Raw genomic sequence first — 26,235 nt, forward strand, 5'->3', positions numbered from 1 at the left:
GTCAGCCCTTCACCACCGCGTCGATCGCATCGACCACGTGGTCGATGTTGTGGGTGTTGACCGCGGCCACGCAGATCCGGCCGGTCTCCAGGGCGTAGACCTCGTGCTCCTCGCGCAGGCGCGTGGCCTCCGCGGGGGTCAGGCCCGTGTAGGAGAACATGCCCTTCTGCGCCTTGATCGCGTCGAAGCCGCGCTCGGGATGGCGCTGCTGCAGGCTGTCGGCCATCCGCACCCGCATCGCGCGGATCCGCTCGCGCATCTCGCCGAGCTCCCGCTCCCAGTCGGCGCGCAGCTCCGGATCGGTCAGCACCATCTCGACGATGGCCGCGCCGTGGGTCAGCGGGTTCGAGTAGCTTGCCCGCACCAGCCGCTTGGCCAGGGCCTCGACCTTGGTCTTCATGGCCGGGTTCTCGGCCACGATCGTCAGTGCGCCGACGCGCTCGCCGTAGAGCGAGAACGACTTCGAGAACGACGAGGCGACCAGGAATTCCTGGCCGGATTCGGCGAACAGCCGCACCGGCGCGGCGTCCGCATCGAGGCCGTCGCCGAAACCCTGGTAGGCGATGTCGAGGAACGGGATCAGGCCGCGCTCGGCCAGCAGGGGCGCCAGGTCGCGCCACTCGTCGGGCGTCAGGTCGGCGCCGGTCGGGTTGTGGCAGCAGGCATGCAGCACCACGATCGAGCCCTTCGGCAGATCCTGGAGGTAGGCGCGCATCGCCGGGTAATCGACGCCGCCGGTCTCGGCCGAGAAATACGGATAGTCGACGACCGTGAAGCCGGCCTGGGTGAACAGCGCCTTGTGGTTCTCCCAGCTCGGGTTGCTCACCGCCACGGTGGCGCCGGGCTTCAGCCGGGCGAGCACGTCCGCGCCGGTCTTGAGCGCGCCGGTGCCGCCGATGCTCTGGAGCGTCGCGGTGCGGTTCTGCTTGAGGATCGGGGCGCCCTCGCCGAACAGCAGGGCCTGGACCGCGTCGCGGAACGGCTTGGTGCCCTCGATCGGCCGGTAGGTCTTCGGCAGGCCCTTCTCGATCCAGCGCTTCTCGGCGGTCTGCACGGCGCGCAGGCGCGGCACCTTGCCGTCGGCATCCGTGTAGACGCCGACCACGAGGTTGAGCTTTTTCGTGCTCGTATCGGCGTTGAAGGCCTCGAACAGGCGCATGATCGGGTCGAGCGGCGCGTCCTGGATGCCGGCGAACAGCGAGGTCATGATCGTCAATCGTCCCACAGGGGCTTCGATGCGGCGCGAGCGGGCGGTTCTCTTCAAAGTCGCGGGCCGGCCGACGCCCTTATTTCTCACATCGCGTCCGCCCGCCAGCGCTTCCGCGCGCGGCAGCATCCCGATCCGCTCAAGGATGACCAAGTTCTGAAACCGCGATGACGCGGATGCGCGCTTTCCGGCCGGCGCGCGCGACCCTAACGTGCGGGGATGAAGCACAGCCTCGCCCCGATCCTCGCCGGCCTCCTGTTCGTAACACCGGCCGCCGCGCAGGCGCCGGTGCGGATCGGCCTCTCGGCGCCGCTCTCGGGGCCGGATGCCGCCTTCGGGCAGGGGCTTCGGCAGGGCGCCGAGCAGGCGGTAGCCGATCTCAACCGGGCCGGCGGCGGACGGCCGAAATTCGCCCTCGTGCCGGTGGACGATGCCGGCGATGCCAAGCAGGCCCTCGCCGCCGCGAAAAAATTTGCGGCCGACGGGGTGCGGCTGGTGGTGGGACCGTTCGAATCCATCGCGGTCGCCGCCGCGGCCCCGGCCTACGAAGAAGCGGGCGCCGTGGTGGTCACGCCGGGGGCGACCTACACGCCGCTGACCAGCCGTGGCTCTTGGAACCTGTTCCGCCTGGCCCCGAGCGATGCCCAGCAGGGCCGGGCGGCGGGGGCCTATCTCGCCAAGGCCTTCCCCGGACGGCGCATCGCCATTCTGAACGACCGCTCGACTTTCGGCCGCGGGCTGGCCGAGGCGGTGTCGGCACGGCTCAAAGAGGCTGGCGCTCCAGAGGTGCTGTTCGACGGATTTGCGCGCGGAACCCGCGATCTCCCCGAACTCGTCGGCCGGCTGAAGGCGGCCCGGGTCGAGGCAGTGTATTTCGGCGGCCTCGCGCCAGAAGCGGCGACCCTGGTCCGCAGCTTACGCGAAGCGAATATCGGCGCCCCGCTGGTGACGAGCGACGGCATCCTCGACCCCGCCTTCACGGCGACCGGCACCCTCGGGGAGGGGACGGTGATGACGCTGCCGCCCGATCCGCCGCACCTGCCGGACCCGAAGGGCGGCAAGCCGCCGGCGCGCGGCCCCGAGGCCGAGAGCGTCGCGGCGTCGGGTTACGCGGCGGTGGAGCTGCTGGCCCAGGCCCTGGAGCGCGCCCGGGCGGCGGATCCGAAATCCGGCAAGGTCCCGGACGGCCGCAAGCTCGCCGACGCCCTGCGGAGTGCCCCGCCGCTGCGCACGGCGCTCGGCCCAGTGGGCTTCGACCCGCACGGTGACCGATCCGGCGGCACCGTCACCTTGCGGGTCTGGCGCCGGACGCCGGACGGGCGGCTCGATTACGCCGGCAACGAGGTCCAGGCGCCGTGAAGCCCGCTCAATCCTGTCCACGACTCAAGTCGCGCAGCAGCGCATGACTTGCAGCGGGATCGTGTGACGACTACATGCGGGCGGCGTCGCTCAGCAGGCGCGGACCGTCCGTCGGATCGGATCCGCGCCCTGCGGCGTTTCCCGAGCTTGATGACAGCCGTAGAAGTTTTGCCGGAACGCCTGCTGCCGGACGGTCCGACTGGAGAAGGTGCATGGCGAAAGAAGAATTGATGCAGTTCGACGGTCTCGTGATCGAGATCCTGCCGGACGCGCGCTACCGCGTGCAGCTCGACCAGGGCCACGAGATCGTGGCCTACACGGCCGGCAAGATGAAGAAGAACCGCATCAAGACGCTGGCGGGCGACCGGGTCACGGTCGAGATGTCGCCCTACGATCTGGAGAAGGGCCGCCTCGTGTTCCGGCACAAGGATGAGCGCTCCGCAGGCCCGCGGCCCCAGGTCCGGGGCGGCCAGTTCCGCCGCCGTTGAGGCCCGCGCGCGCGACCCAGGTCTCCTCGGTCGCGCCGGCCTATCTGCTCCTCACCCTCACGGCTTTGTTCTGGGCGGGGAACGCCGTCACCAGCCGCTGGGCGCCGGGCCATATCTCACCCCAGGTGATCACCACGTTGCGCTGGGCCGTGGCCTGCGCCGTGCTGGCGCCGTTCGCGGGGCACAGGCTCGCGGCGGAATGGCCGCGCCTGCGCCCGCACTGGCTGCGCATCCTGCTGATGGGCGGCCTCGGCTACACCGCTTTCAACTGCCTGTTCTACGCCGCCGGCGTCCATACCGGTGCGGTCAACCTGGCCCTGTTCCAGGGGGCGATCCCGGTCCTGGTGATCCTGCTCAACCGCCTGGCCTACCGGGTGCCGGTCACCCTCGGCCAGATGCTCGGCGTGGTTCTGACGCTGATCGGGGCCGGCCTCGCGGCGACCCACGGCGACTGGACGGTTCTGACACGTCTCGATTTCAACCGCGGCGACGTGCTCGTGTTCGGCGCCTGCCTGCTCTACGCGGGCTACACGATTGTCCTGCCGACGCGCCCGAAAGTCTCGGCCCTGGCGTTCTTCGCCGCCATGGCGATCGCCGCCTTCGTCACGTCGCTGCCGCCGCTCGCCGTCGAGTGGGCCACCGGGCACGCGGTCTGGCCGGGGCCGGAGGGCTGGGCGATGGTCGCCTTCGTCGGCCTCGGGCCGTCGCTGCTGGCGCAGCTGTTCTTCATGCGCGGCGTCGAACTGATCGGCCCGAACCGGGCCGGCCTGTTCGTTAATCTCGTGCCGATCTTCGGCGCGATCCTCGCCGTCCTGCTGGTCGGCGAGCCGTTCGGGGCGATTCAGGCAATCGCCCTGGCCCTGGTGCTCGGAGGGATCGCCTGTGCCGAGCGCCTCAAGCCGGCGCCGGCCGCTGAGGCGACCTCCGACGCTGCTTATTCGCAGACGCGCACGCGCCGGATGTAGACGTCGCCGTAGGGATCGACGGTGCGGCGGCGCTCGAAGTGGCAGACCGGACCGTAATCCTCTTCCACGTAAACCGGCGGCGGGGCGCGGTAGACCGGGCGGCCGGGATAGTAGCCGTTGTTGGCCGACGCGATGGCGCCGCCAACCGCGAGGCCACCGAGCACGCCAAGGGCGGCCGCGCCGCCGGCACCGATCCCGTCACGGGCCTGGGCGGCCGGCGCGAGGGTGGCGAGGCTCCCGACGATGAGGCTCGTCGCGAGAAGGTACTTCATGACATTCCCCCTGATGGGTGCGATTCGATCCGGGATAGCCTGACTACCACACCTCAGCTTTGGGGCGTTTGTTCGGCCGCACATCGCGACTTGACGTGGGGTGTTCCGACGCACCAAACCCCGGACATCAGCTTTAAGAGCGGAGGCCGGCATGGTGACACGGGGCTTCGTCGGGCGCAGGCAGCCGCCCGAGACCGGCGCGCGCATTCCGCCCGGCCAATATCTCACCGAGGATTTCCCGATCCTGCAGATCGGCCCCAACCCGACCGTCGATCTCGCCACCTGGCGGTTCACGCTGCGCGAGGGCTCGCGGCCGATCAAGGCGTGGAGCTGGGAGGAATTCGAGGCGCTGCCGCGCACCACCTGGCAGGGGGACATCCACTGCGTCACCAAGTGGTCGAAATTCGACACCGCCTGGGAGGGCGTGAGCTTCGACGATCTGCTGGCCGATGCCGGCATCGCGGCGCCGACCGCCTTCCTGCTGGCGGAATCCTTCGACGATTACACCACCAACGTGCCGGTGGCCGACCTCGTGAACGGCCGCGCCATGGTGGCGACCCGCTATGCCGGCCAGCCGATCCATCCGGACCATGGCGGCCCGGCGCGGCTGCTCGTGCCGCACCTCTACTTCTGGAAGAGCGCCAAATGGGTGAAGGGCCTGCGCTTCACCCAAACCGACACGGCTGGCTTCTGGGAGCTGCGCGGCTACCACATGTACGGGGATCCCTGGCGTGAGCAGCGCTACACCGGTGACTGAGCCGATCGTCTTCCGCTGGCATCAGGCCGAGATCACCGTGATCGCGCCCGTCACCCCGCAGGTGAAGAGCTTTCGGCTGCGTTGCGATCTGGCGAACGCCTACCGCCCGGGCCAACACGTCGATGTTCGGCTGACCGCCGAGGACGGCTACCAGGCCCAGCGCAGCTACTCGATCGCCTCTGCGCCGGACGGCAGCGGCACTCTTGAGCTGATGGTCGAGGCTTTGCCCGACGGCGAGGTCTCGGGCTGGTTCTCGCAGGCCGCCGAGATCGGCGACCGGGTCGAGCTGCGCGGGCCGATCGGCGGCTCGTTCTCCTGGGACGGCCCCGATGGCGGCCCGCTGCTGCTGGCGGCCGGAGGCTCCGGCGTGGTGCCGCTGCTGGCGATGCTGCGCCGGCGCGCGCAGGTCGCCCCGGAGATTCCGGCCGCTCTGATCTACTCCGCCCGCACCCGCTACGAGGCGATCGCGCTCCCCGAGCTGGAGCGCTTGGCCGACGACGGCACGGGCTTTTCCCTGCACCTCACCACCACCCGGGATGCCGGCGGCCGGCGGATCGACGCCGCCCTGGTGGCCGGCGCCCTGGCGCGGATCGGCCAACCCGAAAAGGTTTTCCTCTGCGGATCGAACCGCTTCGTCGGCGCCGCCTCGGACCTGCTCCTGGCGGCGGGCGTCCCGGCGGGGGTGATCCGCACCGAGCGGTTCGGCAGCTGATCAGGGGCTGAAGATCAGTACCAGGTAGACGAAGAACACCACGAGGTGCACCGCCCCCTCCAGCACGGTGGTGCGCAGGCCCGAGAAGGTCTGGGTGCTGAGGATCAGCGTCACGGCCAGCAGCGTCATCTCGGTGGGCTTCAGGCCGAGCACCACGGTCTGCCCGGTGAGCAAGCCGATGGTGAGGATCGCCGGCACGGTGAGGCCCACCGTCGAGGTGGCCGCGCCCAGGCACAGGTTGATCGCCCGCTGCAGTTCGTTGCGGGCGATGGCCTTGAGCGCCGAGATCGCCTCCGGGGTGAACACGATCGCGGCGATGAGCACGCCGCCGAGCGCGGAGGGCGCGCCGAGGGCCGCGATGCCGTGATCGAGGATCACCGCCAGGCTTTTGGCCAGCAGCACGATCGGCACGACGTTGGCGAGCAGCAGGATGACGTGCTTGGCGATCGCGCCGCCGGAGGTCCAACCCGCGCCGGCCTCGGCCTCCGCCTCCTCATCCGCATCCTGGAAAAAGTCGCTGTGGCGGGTGGTCTGGATCAGCAGGAACACGCCGTAGAGCGCCAGGGTGAAGACCGAGAAGGTCACCGCCTGGAGGGTGGTCAGGGTCCCGTCGGCGGTGGAGCTGGTGAAGTTCGGGATGATCAGCGCGATGGTGGTCAGCGGGATGATCACCGACAGGAAGGCCGAAGCCCCCTGCAGGTTGTAGCTCTGCTGGTGATGGCGCAGGCCGCCCACTAGGAGCCCGAGGCCGACCACGCCGTTCAGCACGATCATCAGCACGGCAAACATCGTGTCGCGGCCGAGCGTCGGTGCCTCCTTGGCCGAGAGCATCACGGCGGAGATCAGCGCCACCTCGATGATCACGATCGACAGGGTCAGGACCAGGGTGCCGAGCGGCTCGCCGAGCCGATGGGCGAGATCCTCCGCCTTGTGGACCACCCCGAAGGCCGACCAGACGATCACCGCGAGCAGCCACGCGAATAGGCCGCCCGCGAACCAGGGCTGCGACAGGTCGCCGAGCCAGGTCTTTCCGAACCACGCGAAGGCGAGAACCGTCGCCCACGCCACCGCCAGCCGCAGGGCTCCCGTCATGGTCTTGGTCGTCTCCGCTCGGATCGCCTTGCGGCGCCAATGCATAAAGTCAGGCCGTGTCTTACGTCAGACGATCGGCAAGGCCAGGGTTGCCGGAGCGCGACCGGCATTTTGACGTGGACGGCGCCCGCTCGCCCCGCCGGTGTGAGCCCGCGCAACCGGCCCATGCCGTGGCGGGAGTGGTCAGCCGGCTCGGTTGGCGCTACCATCCGGTGACCCGAATAAAGTCCGGTGCCTGATTCCGCCGCGCGATGGCGCGCTGCCGGGCGCGGCGCGGCCGTTGAGAGTTTCCGTAACTTGCCTTTCCCGATACTGCCCGCCCCCCTCGCGCGGGCCCTGTCCGAGCGCGGCTACGCCGATCCCACCCCGGTCCAGGCCGCGGTGCTGGAGGCGGCCGCCGGCGCCCGCGACCTCCTCGTCTCCGCCCAGACCGGCTCCGGCAAGACCGTGGCCTACGGTCTCGCCATGGCCAACATGCTCATCGGCCCGGAAGCGGGTGAGGCCGAGATGCTGCCACCCCCCGGCCGGCCGCTCGCCCTGGTGATCGCCCCGACCCGGGAGCTGGCGCTCCAGGTCCAGCGCGAGCTGCTCTGGCTCTATGCTCCGGCTGGCGGCCGCGTCACCGCCTGCGTCGGCGGCATGGATCCCCGCCGGGAGGCCCGGATGCTGGCCGACGGCACCCATATCGTGGTCGGCACCCCGGGCCGCCTGCGCGACCATCTCGAGCGCCGCAACCTCGACCCGACCGGCCTGCGCGCCGTGGTGCTCGACGAGGCCGACGAGATGCTCGATCTCGGCTTCCGCGAGGATATCGAGTTCATCCTCTCGGCCACCCCGCCGGAGCGGGCGACCTATCTGTTCTCCGCGACCCTGCCCAAGGCGATCGAGGCCCTGGCTGAGCGCTACCAGCGCAATGCCCTGCGGCTGGCGATCAAGGGCGAGAGCAAGGGCCACGCCGACATCGCTTACCGGGCGGTGCGGATCATGCCCCGGGAGACCGAGCACGTGGTGCTCAACCTCCTGCGCGAGGCCGATGCCCCGACCGCGATCGTCTTCTGCAACACCCGCAACGCCGTGCGCCATCTCCAGGCGAGCCTGACCGAGCGCGGCTTCTCGGTGGTCGCGCTCTCGGGTGAGCTCGGCCAGGGTGAGCGCAACGCCGCCCTCCAGGCGCTGCGCGACGGCCGCGCCCGGGTCTGCGTCGCCACGGACGTGGCCGCCCGCGGCATCGATCTGCCCTCGCTCAGCCTCGTGATCCACGCTGACCTGCCGCACGATGCCGAGGTGCTCCAGCACCGCAGTGGGCGTACCGGCCGCGCCGGTCGCAAGGGCACCTCGGTGCTGCTGATCCCGAATTCCCGGCGCCGCCGGGCCGAACAGATGTTCGCCATCGCCAAGGTCAGCCCGGACTGGTCCGGCCCGCCCTCGGCCGACGACATCCGGAAGCTCGACGGCGAGCGCATGCTCTCCGACCCGCTCTTCTCCGAGCCGCCGGCCGAGGAGGATGTCGCGCTGGCTGGCGCCCTGCTCGCCGGCAAGACCCCGGAAGAGCTCGCCGCCCTGCTGGCCCGGGTCTACCGCACCCGCCTGCCGGCCCCGGAGGAGGTCAGCGATCCGGGCGAGGGCCGCGCCCCCCGCGGCGTCAGCGAGCGCCCGCCCTACGACCCGATGAACCCCGAGCAGATCGCCGCCCTTGGGCCGGCGGTGTGGTTCCGACTCAATCTCGGCCGGCGCGACAATGCCGATCCGCGCCGCCTGCTGCCGATGCTCACCCGTCGCGGCGGCATCGGCCGTCAGGAGATCGGGGCGATCCGGATCTTCGATCGGGAGACCAAGTTCGAGATCCGCGGCAACGCCGCCGCGCGTTTTGCCGAGGCCTTCGCTCGCAACGGCTCGCCGGAGATCCAGGTCGAGGCGCTGGCGGGGGACGCGGCCCCGGCCGAGCGCAAGGGCAATCCGGGCGGTCCGAAGGGCTTTGCCAGCCCGCGCGCCGGCAAACACCAGCGGCACGCCGAGCGGTCCGGCCCCCGGCCCGACCACAAGCCGGGCCGGAACACCGGCCGCAGCTGATCTTTTTTGGGATCATCCCCGGGGGCATCTTTCCCCCGGGGGGGTAATCTCAAAAAACCTTTTTGACGGCGTCACCCAGTGCGTCGACGCTCTCCCTCAGCTTCCGTCCGGCAGGCGCCAGGGACGGGAGCTTGATGCCGAGCACTTCGGTTTCCTCGTCGGCCGGCTCCGCCTGCGCGACCGTCGCGGCGGCGGCGCCCGGTTTGGCGGCCTCCGCGGTCTTCCCGGCAGCGGGCGGCTTGCGCGCGGCCACGACCTTCCGAGCAGCCTTCTCGGGCGAAGTCGCGGCAGGCGTGGCGGGTACGGCGGCGACCGGCTTCGGCGCGGGTACTGCGGACGGCTCCACGACATCGCGGGCCCGAACGGTTTCCGAAGCGCGCGGCGGCTGCAAAGCGGCCGTGCGGGCTGGAGGCAGCGGCACCACGACCTGACGGGGCGCGGCGATCGGGTTCACCGGGATCGGCGTCGGGATCTTTTGGGTCGGCGCCTCGGGGACGGCCACGCTCTTCGCGGGCGGCGGCGGGGCGGCGGGCGCGGCCTTCGCCGGAGCGGGAACGGCCGGACTGGCAGCGGCCGGCGCTGCAACCGGCACGAACGCATCCGGCAGCACCGCCATGCGCAGGCTCGGCTTTTCCGGCTCGGCGGGTTTCGTCGCGACGGGCGCCGCCGGCGCGATCCCGGCGACGACAGGCAGGCCGTCCTTCAGCTCGGGCCAGTCCGCGGCGCGGCTCACCGGCGCGCGCTTGATCGGCGTGGGGGCTGCAAGGCCGGCCATCAGGGTCGAGGCGGCGACGCCGAAGCCCGCGAGGGCGCCCGCGCCGGCCAGCCCGATCAGGACGAGCCGCAGGCTGGGCTTGCGCGCGGGGGACGACTCCTGGAGCCGATGCGGTCTGGTATCGGACGGGTCCAGGGCGAGATCGATCATGGTCCGGGGTCTCTAGACACGATGCACGACGCGCGCGACCGGGCTCCCCATGACCGGCCGCCTCTCTCCGTTATTCGGAGATGGGTCGACTCTAGAGTCGATAGAGGAACCGCAATACGGCGCAAAGATGTCGGCTCGAATTGCGTGCCCGGCCAGTCGAGGATCGGCTATCCACAAGATAAGCCGAAGCCGCTTAAGAATCCGTCATCGGTTCCACCTCCGCGGGCCAGCTCGGCCGCCCTTTCGCGCCGGCCCGAGGCATGGACTTCGGCGATAGGCCCGCTATGCGTCTGCCCGTGGATACGACACCGACCCTGCTCCCGAAGCCCGCGGCGGCGCCGAACGGCCGCGGCGCCGGCTTTCGGCCCTGGTCCGAGTGGTCGACCCGGGCGCGGCTCGTCGCCGTGGTGCTGTTCATCGACGCGCTGGCGGCCCTGATCTCCTGTGGGGTGATCGTGCTCAACGCCCGCAATGCCGTGCGGGTCGAGACCCGCGCCTCGCTCGCCACCGTCGAGTCCCTGGTCGCCGACACGATCCGCCTGTCCGACACGGCCTCGCCTGATACCCTACTCCAGACCCTGGACTTGCGCTTCAAGGTCTTGCGTCACGTCCGAGTGGCGGTGCTCGAACCGGACGGCGATCAGGTCGGCAAGCCGATGCCCCCGCACAAGTCCGAGCGCGAGGCGCCGCGCTGGTTCGCCGACCTGATCATGCCGCCGATCGAGCGCCACACCCTGCCGATCGTGGTGAACGGCCAGACGCTCGGCACCGCGCAGATCACCACCCAGCCGATGGACGAGATCGACGAGATCTGGGGCTATGCAAGGGCGCTCTCGATGACCACCCTGGCGATCAACGCCGCGATGCTGATCGCCCTCTATCTCGCGCTGGGCCGCATCCTGGCGCCGCTGCAGCGGCTGGGCGACGGCCTGACGCAGCTGGAGCATCACGATTACACCGCGCGCCTAGACACGCCGGGCGCCCGCGAGCTGGCGGTGATCGCCGAGCGGTTCAACAAGGTCGCCGAGGCCTTGAGCGAGGTGCGCGGCGCCAACGGCCGGCTCAACCGCCAGCTGCTCACCGCCCAGGACGACGAGCGCCGCCGCACCGCGCTCGAACTGCACGACGAGTTCGGCCCCTGCCTGTTCGCCCTGGAGGCCAACGCCGCCTCCATCGCACGGATCGCCTCCGGCCCGGCCGAGCCTAGTCGCGAAAAGCTCGCCGCCCGGGCTGCCGAGATCAGCGCCATCGTCGGGCAGGTCCAGACCGTCAACCGGGAATTGCTGAACCGCCTGCGCCCTCACGGCCTCGGCCAGGCGCCGCTCGCCACCTGCCTCGACCTGCTGCTGCGCGGCTTCGGCCAGCGGCATCCCGGCACCACCTTCGTCGGAAAGTTCGACGGCCTGGCCCGGGGCTACGGCGACCTCGTGGACCTCACGGTGTTTCGCTGCGTGCAGGAGAGCGCCACCAACGCCGTGCGCCACGGCGGCGCCACCCGGGTCGAGGCCGAGGCCATGGAGGCGGACGGGAACCTTCGCGTCACGATCCGCGACGACGGCAGCGGAATCCCGCCCGAACACCGTACCGGGCTCGGTCTGTCGGGGATGCGCGAGCGTGTCGAGGCGCTGGATGGTACCTTCGCCCTTGACAATGACGGCCCCGGCGCAATCGTCCGGATCACGATCCCCGTTCCGCCGGAGCGGGGCGACGAGAACAACAACGCGCCGAGCGCATGAACGCCATCGCCTCCCAGATCGACGCCGCCGCCACACGTCTGCCGGTCCTCGTGATCGACGATCACCCGATTGTCCTCCAGGGCTGTCGACGGGTCCTTGAGGATTCCGGGGTCGAGACCATTGCGGAGGCGACCACGGTGGTCGGCGGCTACCGGATCTTCCACCGGCTGCGGCCGCCGGTGGTGATCTGCGACCTGACCTTCCAGGGCAGCGGCATGGCCGGGCTCGGCCTGATCCGCCGCATCCGCGCAGTCGCGCCGGAGACGCGCATCCTGGTCTTCAGCATGCACAACGACCCGGTGATCGTCGCGCGGGCGCTGGAGGCCGGGGCTCTGGGCTACGTGCTGAAGGACCACGCCTCGGCCGAGCTGTTCGAGGCGTTCGGCAAGGTCCGGATCGGCGAGGTCTATCTCGACCGCCGGCTCGCCACCGAGGTGGCGATGCTGCGCGCCGACGCCCGGCGCACCCCGGAATCCCAGCTCACCCCCCGCGAGCAGCAGATCCTGGCGCGGCTCGCGCAGGGCCGCTCCTACGGCGCCATCGCGGCCGACCTGTCGGTGAGCTACAAGACCGTCACCAATGCCTGCTCGCAGATGCGCCAGAAGCTCGGCGTGCGGACGCTCGCGGAGCTGATCCACGTGGCCGTCACGCACGCCCAGCGGCAGGGGTAGTTTGAGCGACCGGAGAGGGAAGTCCCTTTGACCGACGGTGACGGTGGCCCGAATGCCTTCTCGCAGGCGGCCTGGGTGCGCAACGCGGCGGCCTACGAGACCATCCGGACGATGCCGTTCAACGCGGAACTCGGCGCCGGCACGCTGCGGCAGGACAGGTTCCGCCACTACATCGTCCAGGACGCCCATTACCTCATCGGCTTCGGCCGGGCGCTGAGCCTCGCCGCCGCGAAGGCCCCGGACCCGGACGGGATCGTCCAGTTTTCCCGCGCCGCGCAGGACGCCATCGTGGTCGAGCGCGCGCTTCATGGCGGCTTCTTCCGCGATTACGGGATTGGCCCGGAGACGTTTGCGGGCACGCCGCTGACGCCCGCCTGCCACCACTACGTGTCCTACCTGCTCGCCGCGGCCTATGCCGAGCCGTTCGAGGTGCTGTGCGCGGCCCTGCTGCCGTGCTTCTGGATCTACAAGGCGGTGGGCGACGACATCTTCGCCCGGGCGGTCCCGGATAATCCCTACCGCGCCTGGATCGACACCTATGCCGGCGACGAGTTTGCCGCGGCGGTGTCCGGCATGATCGCCGCCACCGACCGGGCCGCTGAGCAGGCCTCGCCGAGTGCGCGTGCGCGCATGCACGACGCCTTCACGCAGGCGACGCGGCTCGAATGGCTGTTCTGGGACAGCGCCTACCGGGACGCGGCGTGGCCGCTGTGACCCGCCCGGCCGGGGCGTGACGCCGCCCGACCTCAGCCGAAGGGCCCTCATCGCGGCCGGCGTGGCCGCCGCCGCGTTCGGGCCGGTCCGCTCCGCGGCGGGCACCGAGCCGGGCCCGATCCCGCAGGACCGTCCGGTACGGATCGCCATGATCCTGTATCCGGGCATGACCGCCCTCGACGTGGTCGGCCCGCAGGCGCTGCTCGCCGGCCTCGCCCCCGGCAGCCTGTATTGCGTCTCAGAGGCCGAAGGTCCCGTCGCCAGCGATACGGGCCTGAGCCTCGTGGCGACGCACGCCTTCGCGGCCTGCCCGCCCGATCTCGATGTCCTGTTCGTCCCGGGCGGCGACGGCACGCCGGCGCAGATGCGCGATGCGGCGCTGCTCGCCTTCCTGCGTGACCGCGCCGCTCGTGCCACCTGGGTGACGAGCGTCTGCACCGGCTCGCTGATCCTCGGCGCAGCCGGTCTGCTGAGGGGCTACCGCGCCACCTCGCATTGGTGCGTGCGCGACGCGGTGCTGCCGCTGCTCGGCGCTACGCCGGTCGCCGAGCGCGTGGTGTTCGACCGCAACCGGGTCACGGGCGCCGGCATCTCGGCCGGGCTCGATCTGGCTTTGGCGCTCGCCGCCCGCCTGCGCGGCCCCGACTACGCCCGCACTGCGCAACTCGTCGCCGAATATGCCCCGGAGCCGCCCTTCCAGGCCGGGACCCCCGCACAGGCCGACCCGGCGATCGTCCGCGCGGCGGACGCGATCCTGGCGCCCCTGGTCGCGGGGGCGACCGCGGCGGCTAGATCCTGATCGATGCACCAATGCCACGCTTCACGTCCACGTGATGCGCCGTCCTTGACGGCGGGGCGCCCGGACCGAACTGTGCGGCAGGAACTCCCGGAGCCGACATGTCCCTGATCGCACGCCTGCGTGCCTACGCGACCGAGGCCCTCGGCGTCGGCGAGTCCGAGCCGGTGGACGACACCCATCTGGCCGCCACCGCGCTCCTGGTGCACGTGGCCAGGGTCGACGGCATCCTGGCGCCCGCTGAGAGCGAGCGCCTGTCCCGGATCGTGCAGGGCCGCTACGCCGAGGGACCGGACGCCGCCCGGGCGCTGATCGCGCGCGCCACCGCGGTGGATGCCGAGACCCGCGACCTCGCGAGCCTGGTCGAGATGATCCCGCACGAGGCCAACGCGGCCGAGCGCCAGGACCTCCTGACCATGGCCTGGTCGGTCGCCGCCGCGGACGGAAGCGTGGACGAGTTCGAAGAGGCGCTGGTCGAGCGTCTCGGCCGGCTGCTCGGCTTCGACGAGGCGGCGATCACCGCGGCCCGGCGAAGCGGGCAGCGCAGCGTCGGCGCCGTCTAGCGGCCGGACGATGATCGCGAGTCTCGCGCTGATCCTGCTCGCCCAGCTCCTGGGCGAGGTCCTGGCCCGCGGAGCCGGCGTCCCGATCCCGGGGCCGGTGATCGGCATGGGGCTGATGTTCGGCTTCCTGCTGCTGCGTGACAGCCGCCTCGGCCTGCCCCGCGTCCTGCCGAAGCCGCTCACCGACGGCAGCCTCGAGACCACGGCGCGGGGGCTCCTGATGAACCTGTCGCTGATGTTCGTGCCGGCCGGCGTCGGCGTCGTCGGCCGCCTCGACCTGCTCCGGGCGCAGGGGCTCAAGCTCGCCATCGTGCTGGTGGTCTCCACCGCCCTGTCACTACTGGTCACCGTCCTGGTGTTCCGTGCCGTGGCGTCCCGGGTCGAGCGGCGCCGGCCGGACGGGGAGGCCTGAGCCTTGTCCGGCGACTTCTCGCTCTGGGTCTATCTCGCCCGCACGCCGCTGCTGTGGCTGACGGTCACCCTGACCTCCTACGTCCTGGCCGACCGGATCGCCGTCGCCACCGGCCGCCACCCGATCGCCAACCCTGTGCTGATCACGGTGATCCTGGTCGGCACCGTCCTGGCGGTGACGGGCACGCCCTATCCGACCTATTTCGAGGGTGCGCAGTTCGTTCACTTCCTGCTCGGGCCGGCGACCGTGGTGCTGGCCATGCCCCTCTACGAGCGCCGGGCGACGGTCTTGCGTGCCCTGGTGCCGATGCTGGCAGCCCTGGTGGCCGGCGCGGCCACGACGCTCGCCGTCGTCATCGTGCTGGCGCGGCTCCTCGACATCCCGCAGCCGATCCTGATCTCGCTCGCGCCGAAATCCGTCACCTCGGGGGTGGCCATGGGCATCGCCGAAGCGCTGGGCGGCGACCCGACGCTCACCGCGATCCTGGTGATCCTCACCGGCATCATCGGGGCGATCCTAGTGACGCCGCTGATGAATCTCCTGCGGATCACCGACATGCGCGCCCGGGGCTTCGCGGCCGGCCTCGCCGCCCACGGCATCGGCACGGCCCGGGCCTTCCAGGTCAGCGAGACCGCCGGCACTTTCGCGGGCATCGCCATGGGGCTCAACGCCTTCCTGACCGCGATCCTGGCGCCCCTGGCCCTGCACCTGTTGTTCTGAGAACTCCGAACGAGGCGTCGACGCCCGGGGCAGGGGTAGATTGAGCGAGACTTCCAACTGGATGCCACGCAACGCGACCGCATCCAGGCCGTCTGCACGGCCTATAAATGAGCCCCGGCTTGGCCCGCGAAAGTACATCAAGCTTGGACCCATAAGTCGTCGCCAATCACGGTGTGAACGGCGACGACTTCGAGATATTCGACGGATCAGGACGCGATCCGAAAGGCTACCGCCCTTGGTGCTTCAGCCGCGGACGCTGTCAAGCCGCGCGGTCGGGCCTTAGCTCGGGCCGGTGGCTCCGGTCGCCGAGCCTGGGCTCGGCTGGGTTTGGCCGGCTCCAGTGGCTCCGGTGGTCGAGCTTGTGGTCGGTTGGGTCTGACTAGGTCCGGTTGCTCCGCTTGCCGAGCTCGGGCTCGCTTGGGTCTGGCCGGGCGTGCTGTCCGTATTTCCCGGGGAAGTGCCGGCCGCGCTGTGTTTGGCGTCCCACACAGGCAGTGCTGCCTTCGCAGCTGCCACCTCGGTCTTGCTGAATAAGCCGTCGACGTTCGCGGCAATGGCGTAGAGCGTTCCCCGGCCCAGCTTCAGCAAGCCAACCTTGTTGTTCCAATCGTCGGCCGAGCGGGGCGTATCCGAGGTTTCTCCAAGCCTGCGGTAGGCGTTATCGAGAAATTTTCGGGCCGTGGGACCATTTTCCCAATAATACTGGCCGTCCACAGGTACCGTTTCATCGGTGCCGCTTGTCGGGGGCTGGTTTGCCCCAGTGGCACCGGTGGTCGAGCCCGTGCTCGGCTGGGGCTGGCTCGGCCCTGTCGCTCCTGTCGATGATGCGGTGCTCGCCCGATCCTGAGTGGATGTGCTGGCTAAACTTACCGTCTCGGCGCGCGACTCGGATTGGCCGGACCCGGTGGATCTGGTAGCCGGGCGAGTATTGACGTCGGAATCCGACAATTGTGGTACATTGGCCCCCGCCGGTGGTGCGATAGTGACCGATACGACCGGCTCTTCCCAACCAGCGTTCAGGACTTCCCAAGTCTGTGCGCGCAAGTGCGACAGCGCGAAGAACGCATCCGCCGCGTGCGGCGACCAGCTGAGAGCCGATCTTGGGTCCGGTGATTGATTCAGCAGAGCGGGTATTGCCAAGTCAGTCTTCGGCGTATCATCTTTCTTCTTCTGAAAAGCCTGAAGGCTTGTTTCCAAGGTAGTTATTTTCGGATTTATAATGGACATGATAAACCTCGGCAGCTTGGAAAGGTGCAGTTTGGAGGTGTTTGTCTTTTGATGCTGGTAATTTGTTAAAAAAGTTCAGTTTGATTATCGATCGATTTAGTTTTTCTCGCATTAAGACGGCAATAGTGCGAGTATATCGCAAGCAGACTCTCGCTCTGATGACGAGACCTATAGGATAAAACGCTTATTGTCGGAAATCAAACGATAGTTATAGATAAATAATATTTAGAAATGCATTGCATTTGTTTGGCATTGAATTTGGTCAGAAAATATCGCGTGTCCAATTTCATGTCGTCGGTAATTTTTGCGCGTCAAAAAGCGGCTCCAAGCTTCGTTCCCCTGGGGCCCTGAAACCGCTTGTCCTGGGCTACTTCAATGCGTGACCGCGCGGCGCTTTGTAAGAATATAGGAGGCCGCTCTTCCGCTTCGCGCCGTGAAGAATTTGCAAGCAGTTTCGAATGGTCATGTCTCCGAAAAAATTGCAACGATTTCGGCAAGCGACAAGCTCGACGTGAGCCCCGGGCTCTCGACCCCAAATAGGTGGACGAGGCCGGGCAGCCCGTGCTCGGACGGGCCGTCGATCCAAAAGTCCATCGTCGATCCGCGGTGCCGGATAGTTCCGCCGCGAGAAGGCCGGCTTGCCGGTGCAGCCGAAGTAGTTGCCCCGGGCCAGACGCACGACGTGCACGCGCTCGGCCGGGTAACCCTCCATACGGGCCGCCAGTGCGGGCGCGCCGAAGCTCGCGGCCACGATTACAGCGTCGAAGGCCATCTCCCCCGGCTCGCTGCCGCCGACGGCCGCGTGCCACTGGCCGTCCCGGCGGGACAGGCGCTCCACCGGCGTGCGCAGCGCCAGCGCGCCGCCGTGATCCTCGATCTCGCCCTGCCGCCGGATCGCCGCGATCTTGTCCGCTTCCGCATCCTAGCCGGCGACGACCAGCTTGCCGCAGGCGCAATGCGGGACGCTGTAATTCGCTCAGAAGTTGTACAACTTGTCGGCGCCATCCCCGCAATGGCGGGCGCGCGCGGAACCGGACGGGTCGTACATGCCGCCATAAATTACCTCGGAGCTGCGAGCCGAGACGCCGGTCCCGAACGCCGCCTCGGACTCCGCCACAATCACGGCATGCCCGCGGAGCGCGAAAGCCCACCCAACGGACAAGCCGACGACACCGGTACCGACGACCAGCACCTCCATGCGCACCTCTCCCGGCTCCCAGCCCTGCAGGGCTGGTGAGTCCGCAATACCGCACCCGAGCTGCCCCTTAGGACCGCCTGTTAATTCGACATTGACCTGAATTATCAATTCTAAGTAGAAACAGCCGCGCAATAGATGCGCGCGGTGGTTGTAAGAGTGCCGAGCCGGCGCATAATGCCATCACGCGCTGCCGGAGGGCGGGCCGGAATTCTATTCCGGCCTTCACCACCGGAAGCCGACAGAACTGCCCTCTATCGACCCGACAAAGCCGCATCTTCCGACTGGAAACCTTAGGAGATGACAATGCTGACGACCTCTCCGAGCGTCGAACTCGCCGCCAAGATCCTAAGCGCCTACGTCACCAAGAACAGCGTGCCGGCCGCCGTTCTCCCGAGCCTTCTGTCCGAGGTTCACCGCTCGATCACGGCGCTCGACGTGCCGACGGAGCGGCAGGTCCAGCGGCCCACCGAAGCGCAGATCCGCGCGTCGATCCGGCCGGACACGATCATGAGCTTCGAGGACGGCAAGTCCTACAAGGCTCTGCGCCGGCACCTGACCCTGCGCGGCCTGACCCCCGAGGCGTACAAGGCCAAGTGGGGCCTGCCGGTGGATTATCCGCTGGTCTCGGCGGCCTACAGCGCCCGGCGCTCGAAGATCTCGCGGGAGATCGGGCTCGGCCAGAAGCTGCGGATGCAGCAGGCGGCGGAGTAGAAGCGATCCGAATTTCGTATAGCAGGACCGGTCGTGCCCGTCACGGCCGGTCCTCTGCCGTCGCGATCTCCTGGATTAGCAGGGCCACGAGGCCGGACCAGCCGGTCTGGTGCGAGGCGCCAACACCGCGGCCGGTATCGCCGTGATAATATTCGTAGAACAGCATCAGGTCCCGGAAATGCGGGTCCTCCTGCTCGATCCGGCTGTCGCCGTAGACCGGCCTGTGCCCGTCCGGGCCGCGGGTCGAGAGCCCGATAAGCCGCCGTGACAGCGAGTCCGCGATCTCCCGCAGCGAGTAGGTCCGTCCCGAGCCGGTCGGCGCTTCCACACGGAAATCCGGGCCGTAATAGGCGAAGAACTGGTTCAGCGCGGCGATCAGCAGGTAATTGACGGGCATCCAGACCGGCCCGCGCCAGTTGGAATTGCCGCCGAACAGGCGTGAGCGCGATTCCGCCGGTTCGTAGGCGAGGCCGAGGTCCCGCCCATCCCACGGGAAGCAGAACGGCTGGTCGGCGTAGCTGCGCGAGACCGCCCGCAGCCCGTGCTCGGACAGGAACTCCGCCGGGTCGAGGGCCCGGTGCAGCAGCGCCTTCAGCCGGTGGCCGCGCAGCAGCGACAGCAGGACAGTCAGGCCCTCGCCGGGCACGGCCCAGCGCGAGACCAGGGCGGAGAGGTCCGGGCGGTTTTCCAGGAAGAACCGCATCCGCTTCCGGAGCGCGGGCAGCTTGTCCAGATCATGCGCGCTGATCGTCGTGACCGCGAGGATCGGGATCAGCCCGACCATGGTCCGCACCCGGATCGGCAGGCGGTTGCCGTCGCGGGTCTCGATCACGTCGTAGAAGAAGCCGTCCGCCTCGTCCCAGACGCCGTCGCCGGTGGCCGCCGCGATGAGCAGGAAATGCTCGAAGAACTTTTCCGCCATGTCCTCGTAGGTCGGATCCTGGAGCGCCAACTCGATGGCGATGCGCATCAGGTTGAGCGCGTAGGCCGCCATCCAGGCTGTCGCGTCGGACTGGGTGAGGGTGGCGCCATCGCCGACCGGCTTCGAGCGGTCGAAGATGCCGATATTGTCGAGCCCGAGGAAGCCGCCCTGGAACAGATTGCGGTCGGCGGAATCCTTGCGGTTCACCCACCAGGTGAAGTTCAGGGTCAGCTTGTTGAAGATGCGCTTGAGGAAGACATGGTCGGGCGTGCCGGTGAGCGCCCGGTCCAGCTCGAACACCCGCCAGGCGGCGAGCCCGTGGATCGGCGGGTTGGCGTCCCCGAACCCCCATTCGTAGGCCGGCAGCGCCGCGTTCGGGTGGGCGTAGGCCTCGTCCACCAGGAGCAGCAGCTGGTTCTTGGCGAAGTCCGGATCGATCAGCGCGAACACGATCGCCTGGAGGGCGAGGTCCCAGGACGCGAACCAGGGATATTCCCAGGCATCCGGCATCGAGATGATGTCGTTGGCGCGCAGATGCGCCCAGTCGGCGTTGCGGCCGTGCCGGCGGGCGGGGGAGGGGGCCGGCTGGGCCGGATCGCCGGCCAGCCACTCGCGCACGTCGTAATGATAGAGCTGCTTCGACCACAGCATCCCGGCCAAAGCCTGCCGCTGGACGAGCCGCATCTCCGGATCGGCGATCGACGCCTGCAGTGCGCCGTAGAACGCGTCCGTCTCGTCCGCCCGGGTCGCGAATACGGCGTCGAAATCCGCGAAGGGCTCGCCTGGGCTGGTTTCGGGGCGCAGGCGCAACCGCAGGGTGCGGCACTCGCCGGGGCCGAGATGCAGGTCGTAGCGGGCCGCGCATTTCGTGCCGGAGAGGTGGTTGGCCGCCCCGGCCTCGCCCTGGACGACGCGCCGGTCGATCCCGTCCTTGTAGAAGCCGGCCTCCGGGCCGCTGCCGAACAGCCGGTGGGTGTTGGTCTCGTTCTCGGTGAACAGCAGCTCGTCCGCGCCCTCGGCGAAGAAGCGCATCGGCGCCACGCTCGGGTGGCGCGCCCAGACCGACCCGTCCGATCCGGCGGACAGCTCCGGCTTCTCGGTGCCGGCCTTCCAGGACCAGAGGTTCCGGGCCCAGAGCTGCGGCAGCAGGGTGAGGTCGGCGGGCTCGGGGCCGCGATTGGTGACGGTGACCCGCATCAGCACGTCGTCGGGGCCGGCCTTGGCGTAGGCGATCTCGACATCGAAGTAGCGGCCCTCGTCGAACAGGCCGGTGTCGAGCAGCTCGAATTCCGGGTCGTCGAGGCCGCGCCGGCCATTCTCCTCGACCAGGCGCTGATAGGGGAACGCGCCCTGCGGGTATTTGTAGAGCATCCGCATGAAGGCGTGGGTCGGGACGCCGTCGAGATAGTAGTACAGCTCCTTCACATCCTCGCCGTGGTTGCCCTCGGCGTTGGTGAGGCCGAACAGGCGCTCCTTCAGGATCGGGTCGCGGCCGTTCCACAGGGCGAGCGCCAGGCACCAGTTCAGGTGCCGGTCGCCGAAGCCGCCGATCCCGTCCTCGCCCCAGCGATAGGCCCGGGACCGGGCGTGGTCGTGGGGCAGGGCATCCCAGGCCTCGCCATCGGCGCTGTAATCCTCCCGCACCGTGCCCCATTGCCGGTCGCTCAGATACGGCCCCCAGCGCCGCCAGGCCGGATCGGTCCGCGCCTGCACGAGCCGCTGCCCCTCAGCGGTCTCGAAGAGGCCCGGGACGCCGTTCGGCTTGGTCATCGGCTCGCTGTCCCGGCTCGGTGTCTGACGTCCTGACCGGATATTGCCGCGGTTCGGCGGGAAGAAGTCAATTGGGGGCGCGGCGGCACCGGTGGCGCTCACATATCCTACAAGCGGCCTCTGGCGGCCGCAGGATCACCCACCCTGTCATTCCGGGGCGCCGAAGGCGAGCCCGGAATCCAGAAACGCCGACGGCGCAAAATCTTGCTGAACCTGCGTTTCTAGATTCCGGGCTCCGCTTCGCGGCCCCGGAATGACAGGGTGGAGGCTTGGGCGGCGGCGCAGGTTCTGGACCGTTGGGAGAAGCCCATGTCTCGATGCGGTGTTCTGGAAGCCTGTATGACCGCGTGATCGCAGTCGCAGGACGCTTCCCATCGACTAGATCCCACCCACACCTTCATCCTGAGGTGCTGCGCAGCAGCCTCGAAGGAGACCTCCGGGGACTGCGTGGCTGGCTGAAGGGCTCCTTCGAGGCCTCCGCTTCGCTCCGTCGCCTTAGGATGAGGGGGGTGGGTGGGATAGACGCGTCAAACAGGTTCCGCGTGACCGCATTGAGCGCCGTCAGCCAACGGAAGCAATGCGCAACCCGTCCGGCCCGGCATCGACCGTCAGCGCCCGGTAATCCGGGATCGTCGCGTGCCGCGTCTCGATCGGCGCGTGGTGGGTGGCGGTGACAACCACGACACTGGCGCCCGCCGCCTCGCCGGCCCGGATGCCGGCCGGGGCATCCTCGAACACCAGGCAATCCGCGGCCGCGACGCCCAGGCGCTCGGCGCCCAGCAGAAAACAATCCGGCGCGGGCTTGCCCTGATCGATATCCTCGGCGGCGACGAGCACGGCCGGGACCGGCATGGCGGCGGCCTCCAGGCGGCGCAGGGCGAGCTCCCGGGGCGCCGAGGTGACGATCGCCCAGCGCTCGGGCGGCAGCGCCTGCAGGAATGCCCGGGCGCCCGGGATCTCGGCGATGTCGCCGACATCCTCGATTTCCGCCCGCGTGATCGAAGCGGCCTCGGCCTCGGGATCGACGCCGGGCAAGCCGAGGCGGCGGATCGTGTCCACCGAGCGGATTCCGTGGATCGTCGGCAGGAACCGCGCCACGTCGAGGCCGTGGCCTTGCGCCCAGCGCGTCCAGGCCCGCTCCGCCGAGGCGATCGAGCTGATGATCGTGCCGTCCATGTCGAACAGCAAGGCGGCGAAGCGGCGCGTCGAGAGCGTGTCGAGACTCATGCCCGAGGGCTACGCGGGCCGGGGCGGGCGGACAACCGCGCCGCACGCACGGCCGCTGCCCGCCCGGTCGCCGTTGACCGGCCTCAGGACTCCTTGGTCTCGGAGCCGGGCGCCTGCCGGTTGGCCGCGTGGTCCTGGTACTGCTCGGTCTGGACCGCCTTGCCGTCGAGCCCGCGCTCGTCGCTGTGGCGGGACTTGTCCCGGTTGCTCAGGACCTCGTTCTCGCCGAGCACGCCGTCCGGCAGGTCGGTCATGCCGCCGCTGCCGGAGCCCTTGCCGTGACCGCCCGGGCCCATGTGGTGCTTGTCGGCCTTCGCCATGTCGCGCTCCTCATTATCCTGGGGGTGTGGACGCCGGGAGATGGAGTCCGCGATCCGCAGGACAAGGCGGGGCCCGGCCGCCCCGTGGCCGCAGGGGCGAGCGCTTCACGGGCCGACGCCGATGGTGTAGCGCGGAGATAATCCTGGGCCGGATCCGGTCCTGCACGCGCGAAAACCCGTATCAGACCCATGCCGAGCCGCATCGACGCTACCTTCGCCCGCGCCCGCGCGGAGAACCGGGCCGTCCTCGTCACCTACGTGATGGCGGGCGACCCCGACCCGGAGACCTCCCTGGAGGTGCTGAAGGCGCTGCCCGGCGCCGGCGCCGACATCCTGGAATTCGGCCTGCCTTTCACCGACCCGATGGCGGACGGTCCGGCGATCCAGGCCGCGGGCCTGCGCGCCCTCAAGGCCGGCCAGGGCGTGGCCGGAACCCTCGACCTCGTGCGCCGCTTCCGCGCCGAGAACGACGGCACCCCGATCGTGCTGATGGGCTATTTCAACCCGATCCACACCTACGGGGTCGAGCGGTTCCTGGACGACGCAGTGGCCGCCGGGGTCGACGGGCTGATCGTGGTCGACCTGCCGCCGGAAGAGGATTCCGAGCTGTGCCTGCCGGCGCTCGCCAAGGGGCTCGCCTTCATCCGGCTCGCCACGCCGACCACCGACGAGCGGCGCCTCCCGGCCGTGCTCGCGAACACCGCCGGCTTCGTCTACTACGTGTCGATCACCGGGATCACCGGCACGGCGACGCCGGATTTCGGCAAGGTCTCCGAGGCAGTCGCCCGCATCCGCCGCCACACCGACCTGCCCGTGGTGGTGGGCTTCGGGGTGAAGACGGGCGCCCACGCGGCGGCGATCGCCAAGGGCGCCGACGGCGTCGTGGTCGGCTCGGCGCTGGTGGACACCCTGGTCCGCTCGCTGGATTCCGAGGGGCGGCCGCAGCCCGGCACCGTCCCGGCCGTGGCGGAGCTGGTGCGGGAGCTGGCCTCCGGCGTCCGCGCGGGCGGCGTGGGCCGGGCGGCCTGAGCCAGGGTTTCCGACGCCCCCTGGCGCTGGGGGATCCACCACCTGATATCAGCGCGAGCTTGAAGCGAACGGACGCGAGTCGATGGTCGAACCGATGAACTGGATTTCGGAGGTGGTGCGCCCCCGGATCAAGACCCTGTTCAAGCGCGAGACGCCGGAGAACCTCTGGGTCAAGTGCCCGGATACCGGCCAGATGGTGTTCCACAAGGAGGTGGAGGCCAATCACTGGGTGATCCCCGGCTCCGAGCATCACCTCAAGATGAGCGCCGCCGCGCGTCTCAAGATGATGTTCGACGAGGGCACCTGGATCGACGTGGCGCTGCCCGAGGTCGCCGTCGACCCGCTGAAGTTCCGCGACGAGAAGCGCTACGTCGACCGCCTGAAGGAGGCCCGCGCCAAGACCGGCCTGCAGGACGCGTTCAAGATCGGCTTCGGCCGGGTCGGCGGCCTGCCCATGACCCTGGCGGCACAGGAATTCGGCTTCATGGCCGGCTCGCTGGGCATGGCGGCGGGCGAGGCCTTCGTGCGCGGCGCCGAGACGGCGCTGGAGAAGCGCACCCCCTACGTGCTGTTCTCGGCCTCCGGCGGCGCCCGCATGCAGGAGGGCATCCTGTCCCTGATGCAGATGCCCCGGACCACCGTGGCGGTGCGCCGGCTCAACGCCGCGCGCCTGCCCTACATCGTGGTGCTGACCAACCCGACCACGGGCGGCGTCACCGCCTCCTACGCGATGCTCGGCGACGTGCATCTGGCCGAGCCGGGCGCGCTGATCTGCTTCGCCGGCCCCCGGGTGATCGAGCAGACCATCCGCGAAAAGCTGCCGGACGGGTTCCAGCGGGCGGAGTACCTGCGCGAGCACGGCATGGTCGATCAGGTGGTCCACCGGCACGCCCTGAAGGAGACGATCACCCGGCTCTGCGGCCTGCTAACCAACGCCGCCACGGCCGAGGCGCCGGGTCCCGCCCAGGCCGCGGCCTAAGCCCGGCGCATGGCCTCCTCCGACGCCCTCATGGCGCGATTCCTCGCGCTCCATCCGCGCACCATCGACCTGTCGCTGGGCCGGATCGAGCGGCTGCTGTCCCGGCTGAACCACCCGGAGCGGCGCCTGCCGCCGGTGATCCACGTCGCCGGGACCAACGGCAAGGGATCGACCATCGCGTTCATGCGGGCGATCCTCGAAGCCGGGGGCCTGGCCGCGCATGTCTACACCTCGCCGCATCTCGTTCGGTTCCACGAGCGGATCCGGCTCGGCGGGATCGGCGGCGGCCAGTTCGTGGACGAGGACCGGCTGGCCGACGCGTTCTCGCGCTGCGAGGCTGCCAATGCCGGCGAGCCAATCACCATGTTCGAGATCACCACGGCGGCGGCGTTGCTGCTGTTCTCGGCGAGCCCGGCCGACGTGCTGCTCCTTGAGGTCGGGTTGGGCGGACGCCTCGACGCCACCAACGTCATCGCCCAGCCGGCCTGCGCGGTCGTGACCCCGATCGGGCGCGACCATGCCGAGTATCTCGGCGACACGGTCGAGTCGGTGGCTGCCGAGAAGGCCGGGATCTTCAAGCGCGGCTGCCCGGCTGTGATCGCCGCGCAGGACTACGCCGAGGCCGATGCCGTGCTGTGCCGGCACGCCGAAGCCGTGGGAGCGGGGCCGATCCTGGTCGGCAACCAGGATTTCTCCGTCCATGAAGAGCGCGGCCGCATGGTCTACCAGGACGAGACCGACCTGTTCGACCTGCCCCGGCCGCGGCTCGCCGGGCGCCACCAGCTGGTCAATGCCGGCACCGCGATCACGGCTTTGCGGGCGGCCGGTTTCGGCGATATCGGCAACGCCGCCTTGGAGCGGGGTCTCACCGAGGTCGACTGGCCCGGGCGGTTGCAGCGGCTCGGCCGCGGGCGGCTCGCGGCGCAGCTCGATCCCGGCGCCGAGCTGTGGCTCGACGGCGGCCACAATATCGACGGCGGCCGGATTCTCGCCGCCGCCATGGCCGATCTCGGCGAGCGCAGCGACGTGCCTCTGGTACTGATCGTCGGCCTGCTCAGCACGAAGGACGCCGATGGCTTCCTGCGCAACTTCGTCGGCCTGGCCCGGGCGCTGATCGCGGTCCCGATCACCACCTCCATGGCCGCCCGGCCGGCCGAGGAGGTGGCGCGGATCGGTGAGAGCGTCGGTCTCTCGACCCGGACCGCCCCGAGCATCGAGGCCGCGCTCGGTCAGGTGAAGGACATCGCCTTCGAGCAGCCGCCGCGGATCCTGATCTGCGGCTCGCTCTACCTCGCCGGTCTGGTGCTGGCCGCCAACGACACGCCGCCCGTCTAAGTCGCGTCAAGCCGCTGTCTTCGGCACTGGCTTGTCTTGAACTATTTGGTTAGCCGCC

The 26,235-nt window shown here is 69.6% G+C and carries 25 protein-coding genes; 17 read left to right on the forward strand and 8 right to left on the reverse strand.

The window, feature by feature from the left end:
* Nucleotide 1 precedes the first annotated feature (1 nt).
* Nucleotides 2-1,207, reverse strand: coding sequence for an amino acid aminotransferase (locus BM228_RS16435; RefSeq protein ID WP_092042361.1), 1,206 nt, complete (start codon nt 1,205-1,207; stop codon nt 2-4).
* 219 nt (nt 1,208-1,426) lie between these two features.
* Here BM228_RS16435 and BM228_RS16440 point away from each other — a divergent pair, with 219 nt between their 5' ends.
* The 3 genes from BM228_RS16440 (at nt 1,427) to BM228_RS16450 (ending at nt 4,019) form a co-directional block, all read left to right on the forward strand.
* On the forward strand, nt 1,427-2,566 hold the full coding sequence (locus BM228_RS16440) for a branched-chain amino acid ABC transporter substrate-binding protein (protein WP_092042363.1): 1,140 nt from the start codon (nt 1,427-1,429) through the stop codon (nt 2,564-2,566).
* 212 nt (nt 2,567-2,778) lie between these two features.
* Nucleotides 2,779-3,054 (forward strand): translation initiation factor IF-1, encoded by a 276-nt coding sequence (gene infA, locus BM228_RS16445; protein ID WP_007561169.1) that lies wholly within the window; start codon nt 2,779-2,781, stop codon nt 3,052-3,054.
* Complete coding sequence (locus BM228_RS16450; protein WP_092042365.1) at nt 3,051-4,019, forward strand: DMT family transporter; 969 nt, start codon at nt 3,051-3,053, stop codon at nt 4,017-4,019. Before infA ends, BM228_RS16450 begins: the two co-directional genes overlap by 4 nt.
* Here BM228_RS16450 and BM228_RS16455 read toward each other — a convergent pair.
* On the reverse strand, nt 3,989-4,291 hold the full coding sequence (locus tag BM228_RS16455; protein ID WP_092042366.1) for a hypothetical protein: 303 nt from the start codon (nt 4,289-4,291) through the stop codon (nt 3,989-3,991). The genes BM228_RS16450 and BM228_RS16455 overlap by 31 nt on opposite strands.
* A gap of 151 nt (nt 4,292-4,442) precedes the next feature.
* Here BM228_RS16455 and BM228_RS16460 point away from each other — a divergent pair, with 151 nt between their 5' ends.
* Both BM228_RS16460 and BM228_RS16465 read left to right on the forward strand, forming a co-directional pair.
* A complete protein-coding gene (locus tag BM228_RS16460) occupies nt 4,443-5,048 on the forward strand; it encodes a sulfite oxidase-like oxidoreductase (RefSeq protein ID WP_092042368.1) in 606 nt (201 codons plus the stop codon).
* Entirely contained in the window at nt 5,023-5,760 is a 738-nt protein-coding gene (locus tag BM228_RS16465; protein WP_425284950.1) for an FAD-binding oxidoreductase, read from the forward strand. Before BM228_RS16460 ends, BM228_RS16465 begins: the two co-directional genes overlap by 26 nt.
* On the opposite strand, the gene BM228_RS16470 is transcribed toward BM228_RS16465, so the two are convergent.
* A complete protein-coding gene (locus tag BM228_RS16470) occupies nt 5,761-6,852 on the reverse strand; it encodes a calcium:cation antiporter (protein WP_092042471.1) in 1,092 nt (363 codons plus the stop codon). It abuts the gene before it with no gap.
* Between the two features lie 297 nt (nt 6,853-7,149).
* Here BM228_RS16470 and BM228_RS16475 point away from each other — a divergent pair, with 297 nt between their 5' ends.
* Nucleotides 7,150-8,922 (forward strand): DEAD/DEAH box helicase, encoded by a 1,773-nt coding sequence (locus BM228_RS16475; protein ID WP_092042370.1) that lies wholly within the window; start codon nt 7,150-7,152, stop codon nt 8,920-8,922.
* A 49-nt stretch (nt 8,923-8,971) separates the two neighbouring features.
* Here the strand turns inward: BM228_RS16475 and BM228_RS16480 are convergent, their stop codons facing one another.
* Nucleotides 8,972-9,847, reverse strand: a complete 876-nt coding sequence (locus BM228_RS16480; RefSeq protein WP_092042371.1) for a hypothetical protein — start codon at nt 9,845-9,847, stop codon at nt 8,972-8,974.
* Nucleotides 9,848-10,107: 260 nt separating this feature from the next.
* Between BM228_RS16480 and BM228_RS16485 the strand changes: the two genes are divergently transcribed.
* From BM228_RS16485 to BM228_RS16515, 7 genes are all read left to right on the forward strand, one after another.
* Complete coding sequence (locus tag BM228_RS16485) at nt 10,108-11,583, forward strand: ATP-binding protein (protein WP_092042373.1); 1,476 nt, start codon at nt 10,108-10,110, stop codon at nt 11,581-11,583.
* On the forward strand, nt 11,580-12,254 hold the full coding sequence (locus BM228_RS16490; protein ID WP_092042374.1) for a response regulator: 675 nt from the start codon (nt 11,580-11,582) through the stop codon (nt 12,252-12,254). Before BM228_RS16485 ends, BM228_RS16490 begins: the two co-directional genes overlap by 4 nt.
* A gap of 27 nt (nt 12,255-12,281) precedes the next feature.
* Nucleotides 12,282-12,968 carry a thiaminase II gene (gene tenA / locus BM228_RS16495; RefSeq protein WP_092042376.1) on the forward strand — a complete coding sequence of 229 codons (687 nt, stop codon included), beginning with the start codon at nt 12,282-12,284 and terminating at the stop codon, nt 12,966-12,968.
* 16 nt (nt 12,969-12,984) lie between these two features.
* Entirely contained in the window at nt 12,985-13,767 is a 783-nt protein-coding gene (locus BM228_RS16500; protein WP_208612048.1) for a DJ-1/PfpI family protein, read from the forward strand.
* A gap of 98 nt (nt 13,768-13,865) precedes the next feature.
* Nucleotides 13,866-14,327 (forward strand): tellurite resistance TerB family protein, encoded by a 462-nt coding sequence (locus BM228_RS16505; RefSeq protein WP_092042377.1) that lies wholly within the window; start codon nt 13,866-13,868, stop codon nt 14,325-14,327.
* A gap of 10 nt (nt 14,328-14,337) precedes the next feature.
* Nucleotides 14,338-14,739, forward strand: a complete 402-nt coding sequence (locus BM228_RS16510; protein ID WP_092042379.1) for a CidA/LrgA family protein — start codon at nt 14,338-14,340, stop codon at nt 14,737-14,739.
* A 3-nt stretch (nt 14,740-14,742) separates the two neighbouring features.
* Nucleotides 14,743-15,459, forward strand: a complete 717-nt coding sequence (locus BM228_RS16515) for an LrgB family protein (protein WP_092042380.1) — start codon at nt 14,743-14,745, stop codon at nt 15,457-15,459.
* A gap of 2,203 nt (nt 15,460-17,662) precedes the next feature.
* Here BM228_RS16515 and BM228_RS36220 read toward each other — a convergent pair.
* The gene (locus BM228_RS36220; protein WP_483128460.1) at nt 17,663-17,884 is read right to left on the reverse strand and encodes an FAD-dependent oxidoreductase; all 222 of its coding nucleotides are present in this window, start codon (nt 17,882-17,884) and stop codon (nt 17,663-17,665) included.
* Nucleotides 17,885-18,187: 303 nt separating this feature from the next.
* On the opposite strand from BM228_RS36220, the gene BM228_RS16525 reads away from it, so the two are divergent.
* Nucleotides 18,188-18,595: a Ros/MucR family transcriptional regulator gene (locus tag BM228_RS16525; RefSeq protein ID WP_092042382.1), complete on the forward strand. Its 408-nt coding sequence runs from the start codon at nt 18,188-18,190 to the stop codon at nt 18,593-18,595.
* A 40-nt stretch (nt 18,596-18,635) separates the two neighbouring features.
* Here BM228_RS16525 and BM228_RS16530 read toward each other — a convergent pair whose 3' ends face one another.
* The 3 genes from BM228_RS16530 to BM228_RS16545 all read right to left on the reverse strand — a co-directional run bounded on the left by BM228_RS16530 (nt 18,636) and on the right by BM228_RS16545 (nt 22,834).
* Nucleotides 18,636-21,287 carry an MGH1-like glycoside hydrolase domain-containing protein gene (locus BM228_RS16530; RefSeq protein ID WP_092042384.1) on the reverse strand — a complete coding sequence of 884 codons (2,652 nt, stop codon included), beginning with the start codon at nt 21,285-21,287 and terminating at the stop codon, nt 18,636-18,638.
* Between the two features lie 561 nt (nt 21,288-21,848).
* Entirely contained in the window at nt 21,849-22,514 is a 666-nt protein-coding gene (locus tag BM228_RS16540; protein ID WP_092042387.1) for an HAD family hydrolase, read from the reverse strand.
* A gap of 83 nt (nt 22,515-22,597) precedes the next feature.
* Complete coding sequence (locus tag BM228_RS16545; RefSeq protein ID WP_007561210.1) at nt 22,598-22,834, reverse strand: hypothetical protein; 237 nt, start codon at nt 22,832-22,834, stop codon at nt 22,598-22,600.
* A 189-nt stretch (nt 22,835-23,023) separates the two neighbouring features.
* Here BM228_RS16545 and trpA point away from each other — a divergent pair, with 189 nt between their 5' ends.
* The 3 genes from trpA to BM228_RS16560 all read left to right on the forward strand — a co-directional run bounded on the left by trpA (nt 23,024) and on the right by BM228_RS16560 (nt 26,177).
* The gene (gene trpA, locus BM228_RS16550; protein ID WP_092042388.1) at nt 23,024-23,863 is read left to right on the forward strand and encodes a tryptophan synthase subunit alpha; all 840 of its coding nucleotides are present in this window, start codon (nt 23,024-23,026) and stop codon (nt 23,861-23,863) included.
* 82 nt (nt 23,864-23,945) lie between these two features.
* Nucleotides 23,946-24,842: an acetyl-CoA carboxylase, carboxyltransferase subunit beta gene (gene accD, locus BM228_RS16555; protein ID WP_092042390.1), complete on the forward strand. Its 897-nt coding sequence runs from the start codon at nt 23,946-23,948 to the stop codon at nt 24,840-24,842.
* A gap of 9 nt (nt 24,843-24,851) precedes the next feature.
* Entirely contained in the window at nt 24,852-26,177 is a 1,326-nt protein-coding gene (locus BM228_RS16560; RefSeq protein ID WP_092042391.1) for a bifunctional folylpolyglutamate synthase/dihydrofolate synthase, read from the forward strand.
* The last annotated feature ends 58 nt before the right edge of the window (nt 26,178-26,235 follow it).

Source organism: Methylobacterium pseudosasicola, from assembly GCF_900114535.1.
GTDB lineage: Bacteria > Pseudomonadota > Alphaproteobacteria > Rhizobiales > Beijerinckiaceae > Methylobacterium > Methylobacterium pseudosasicola.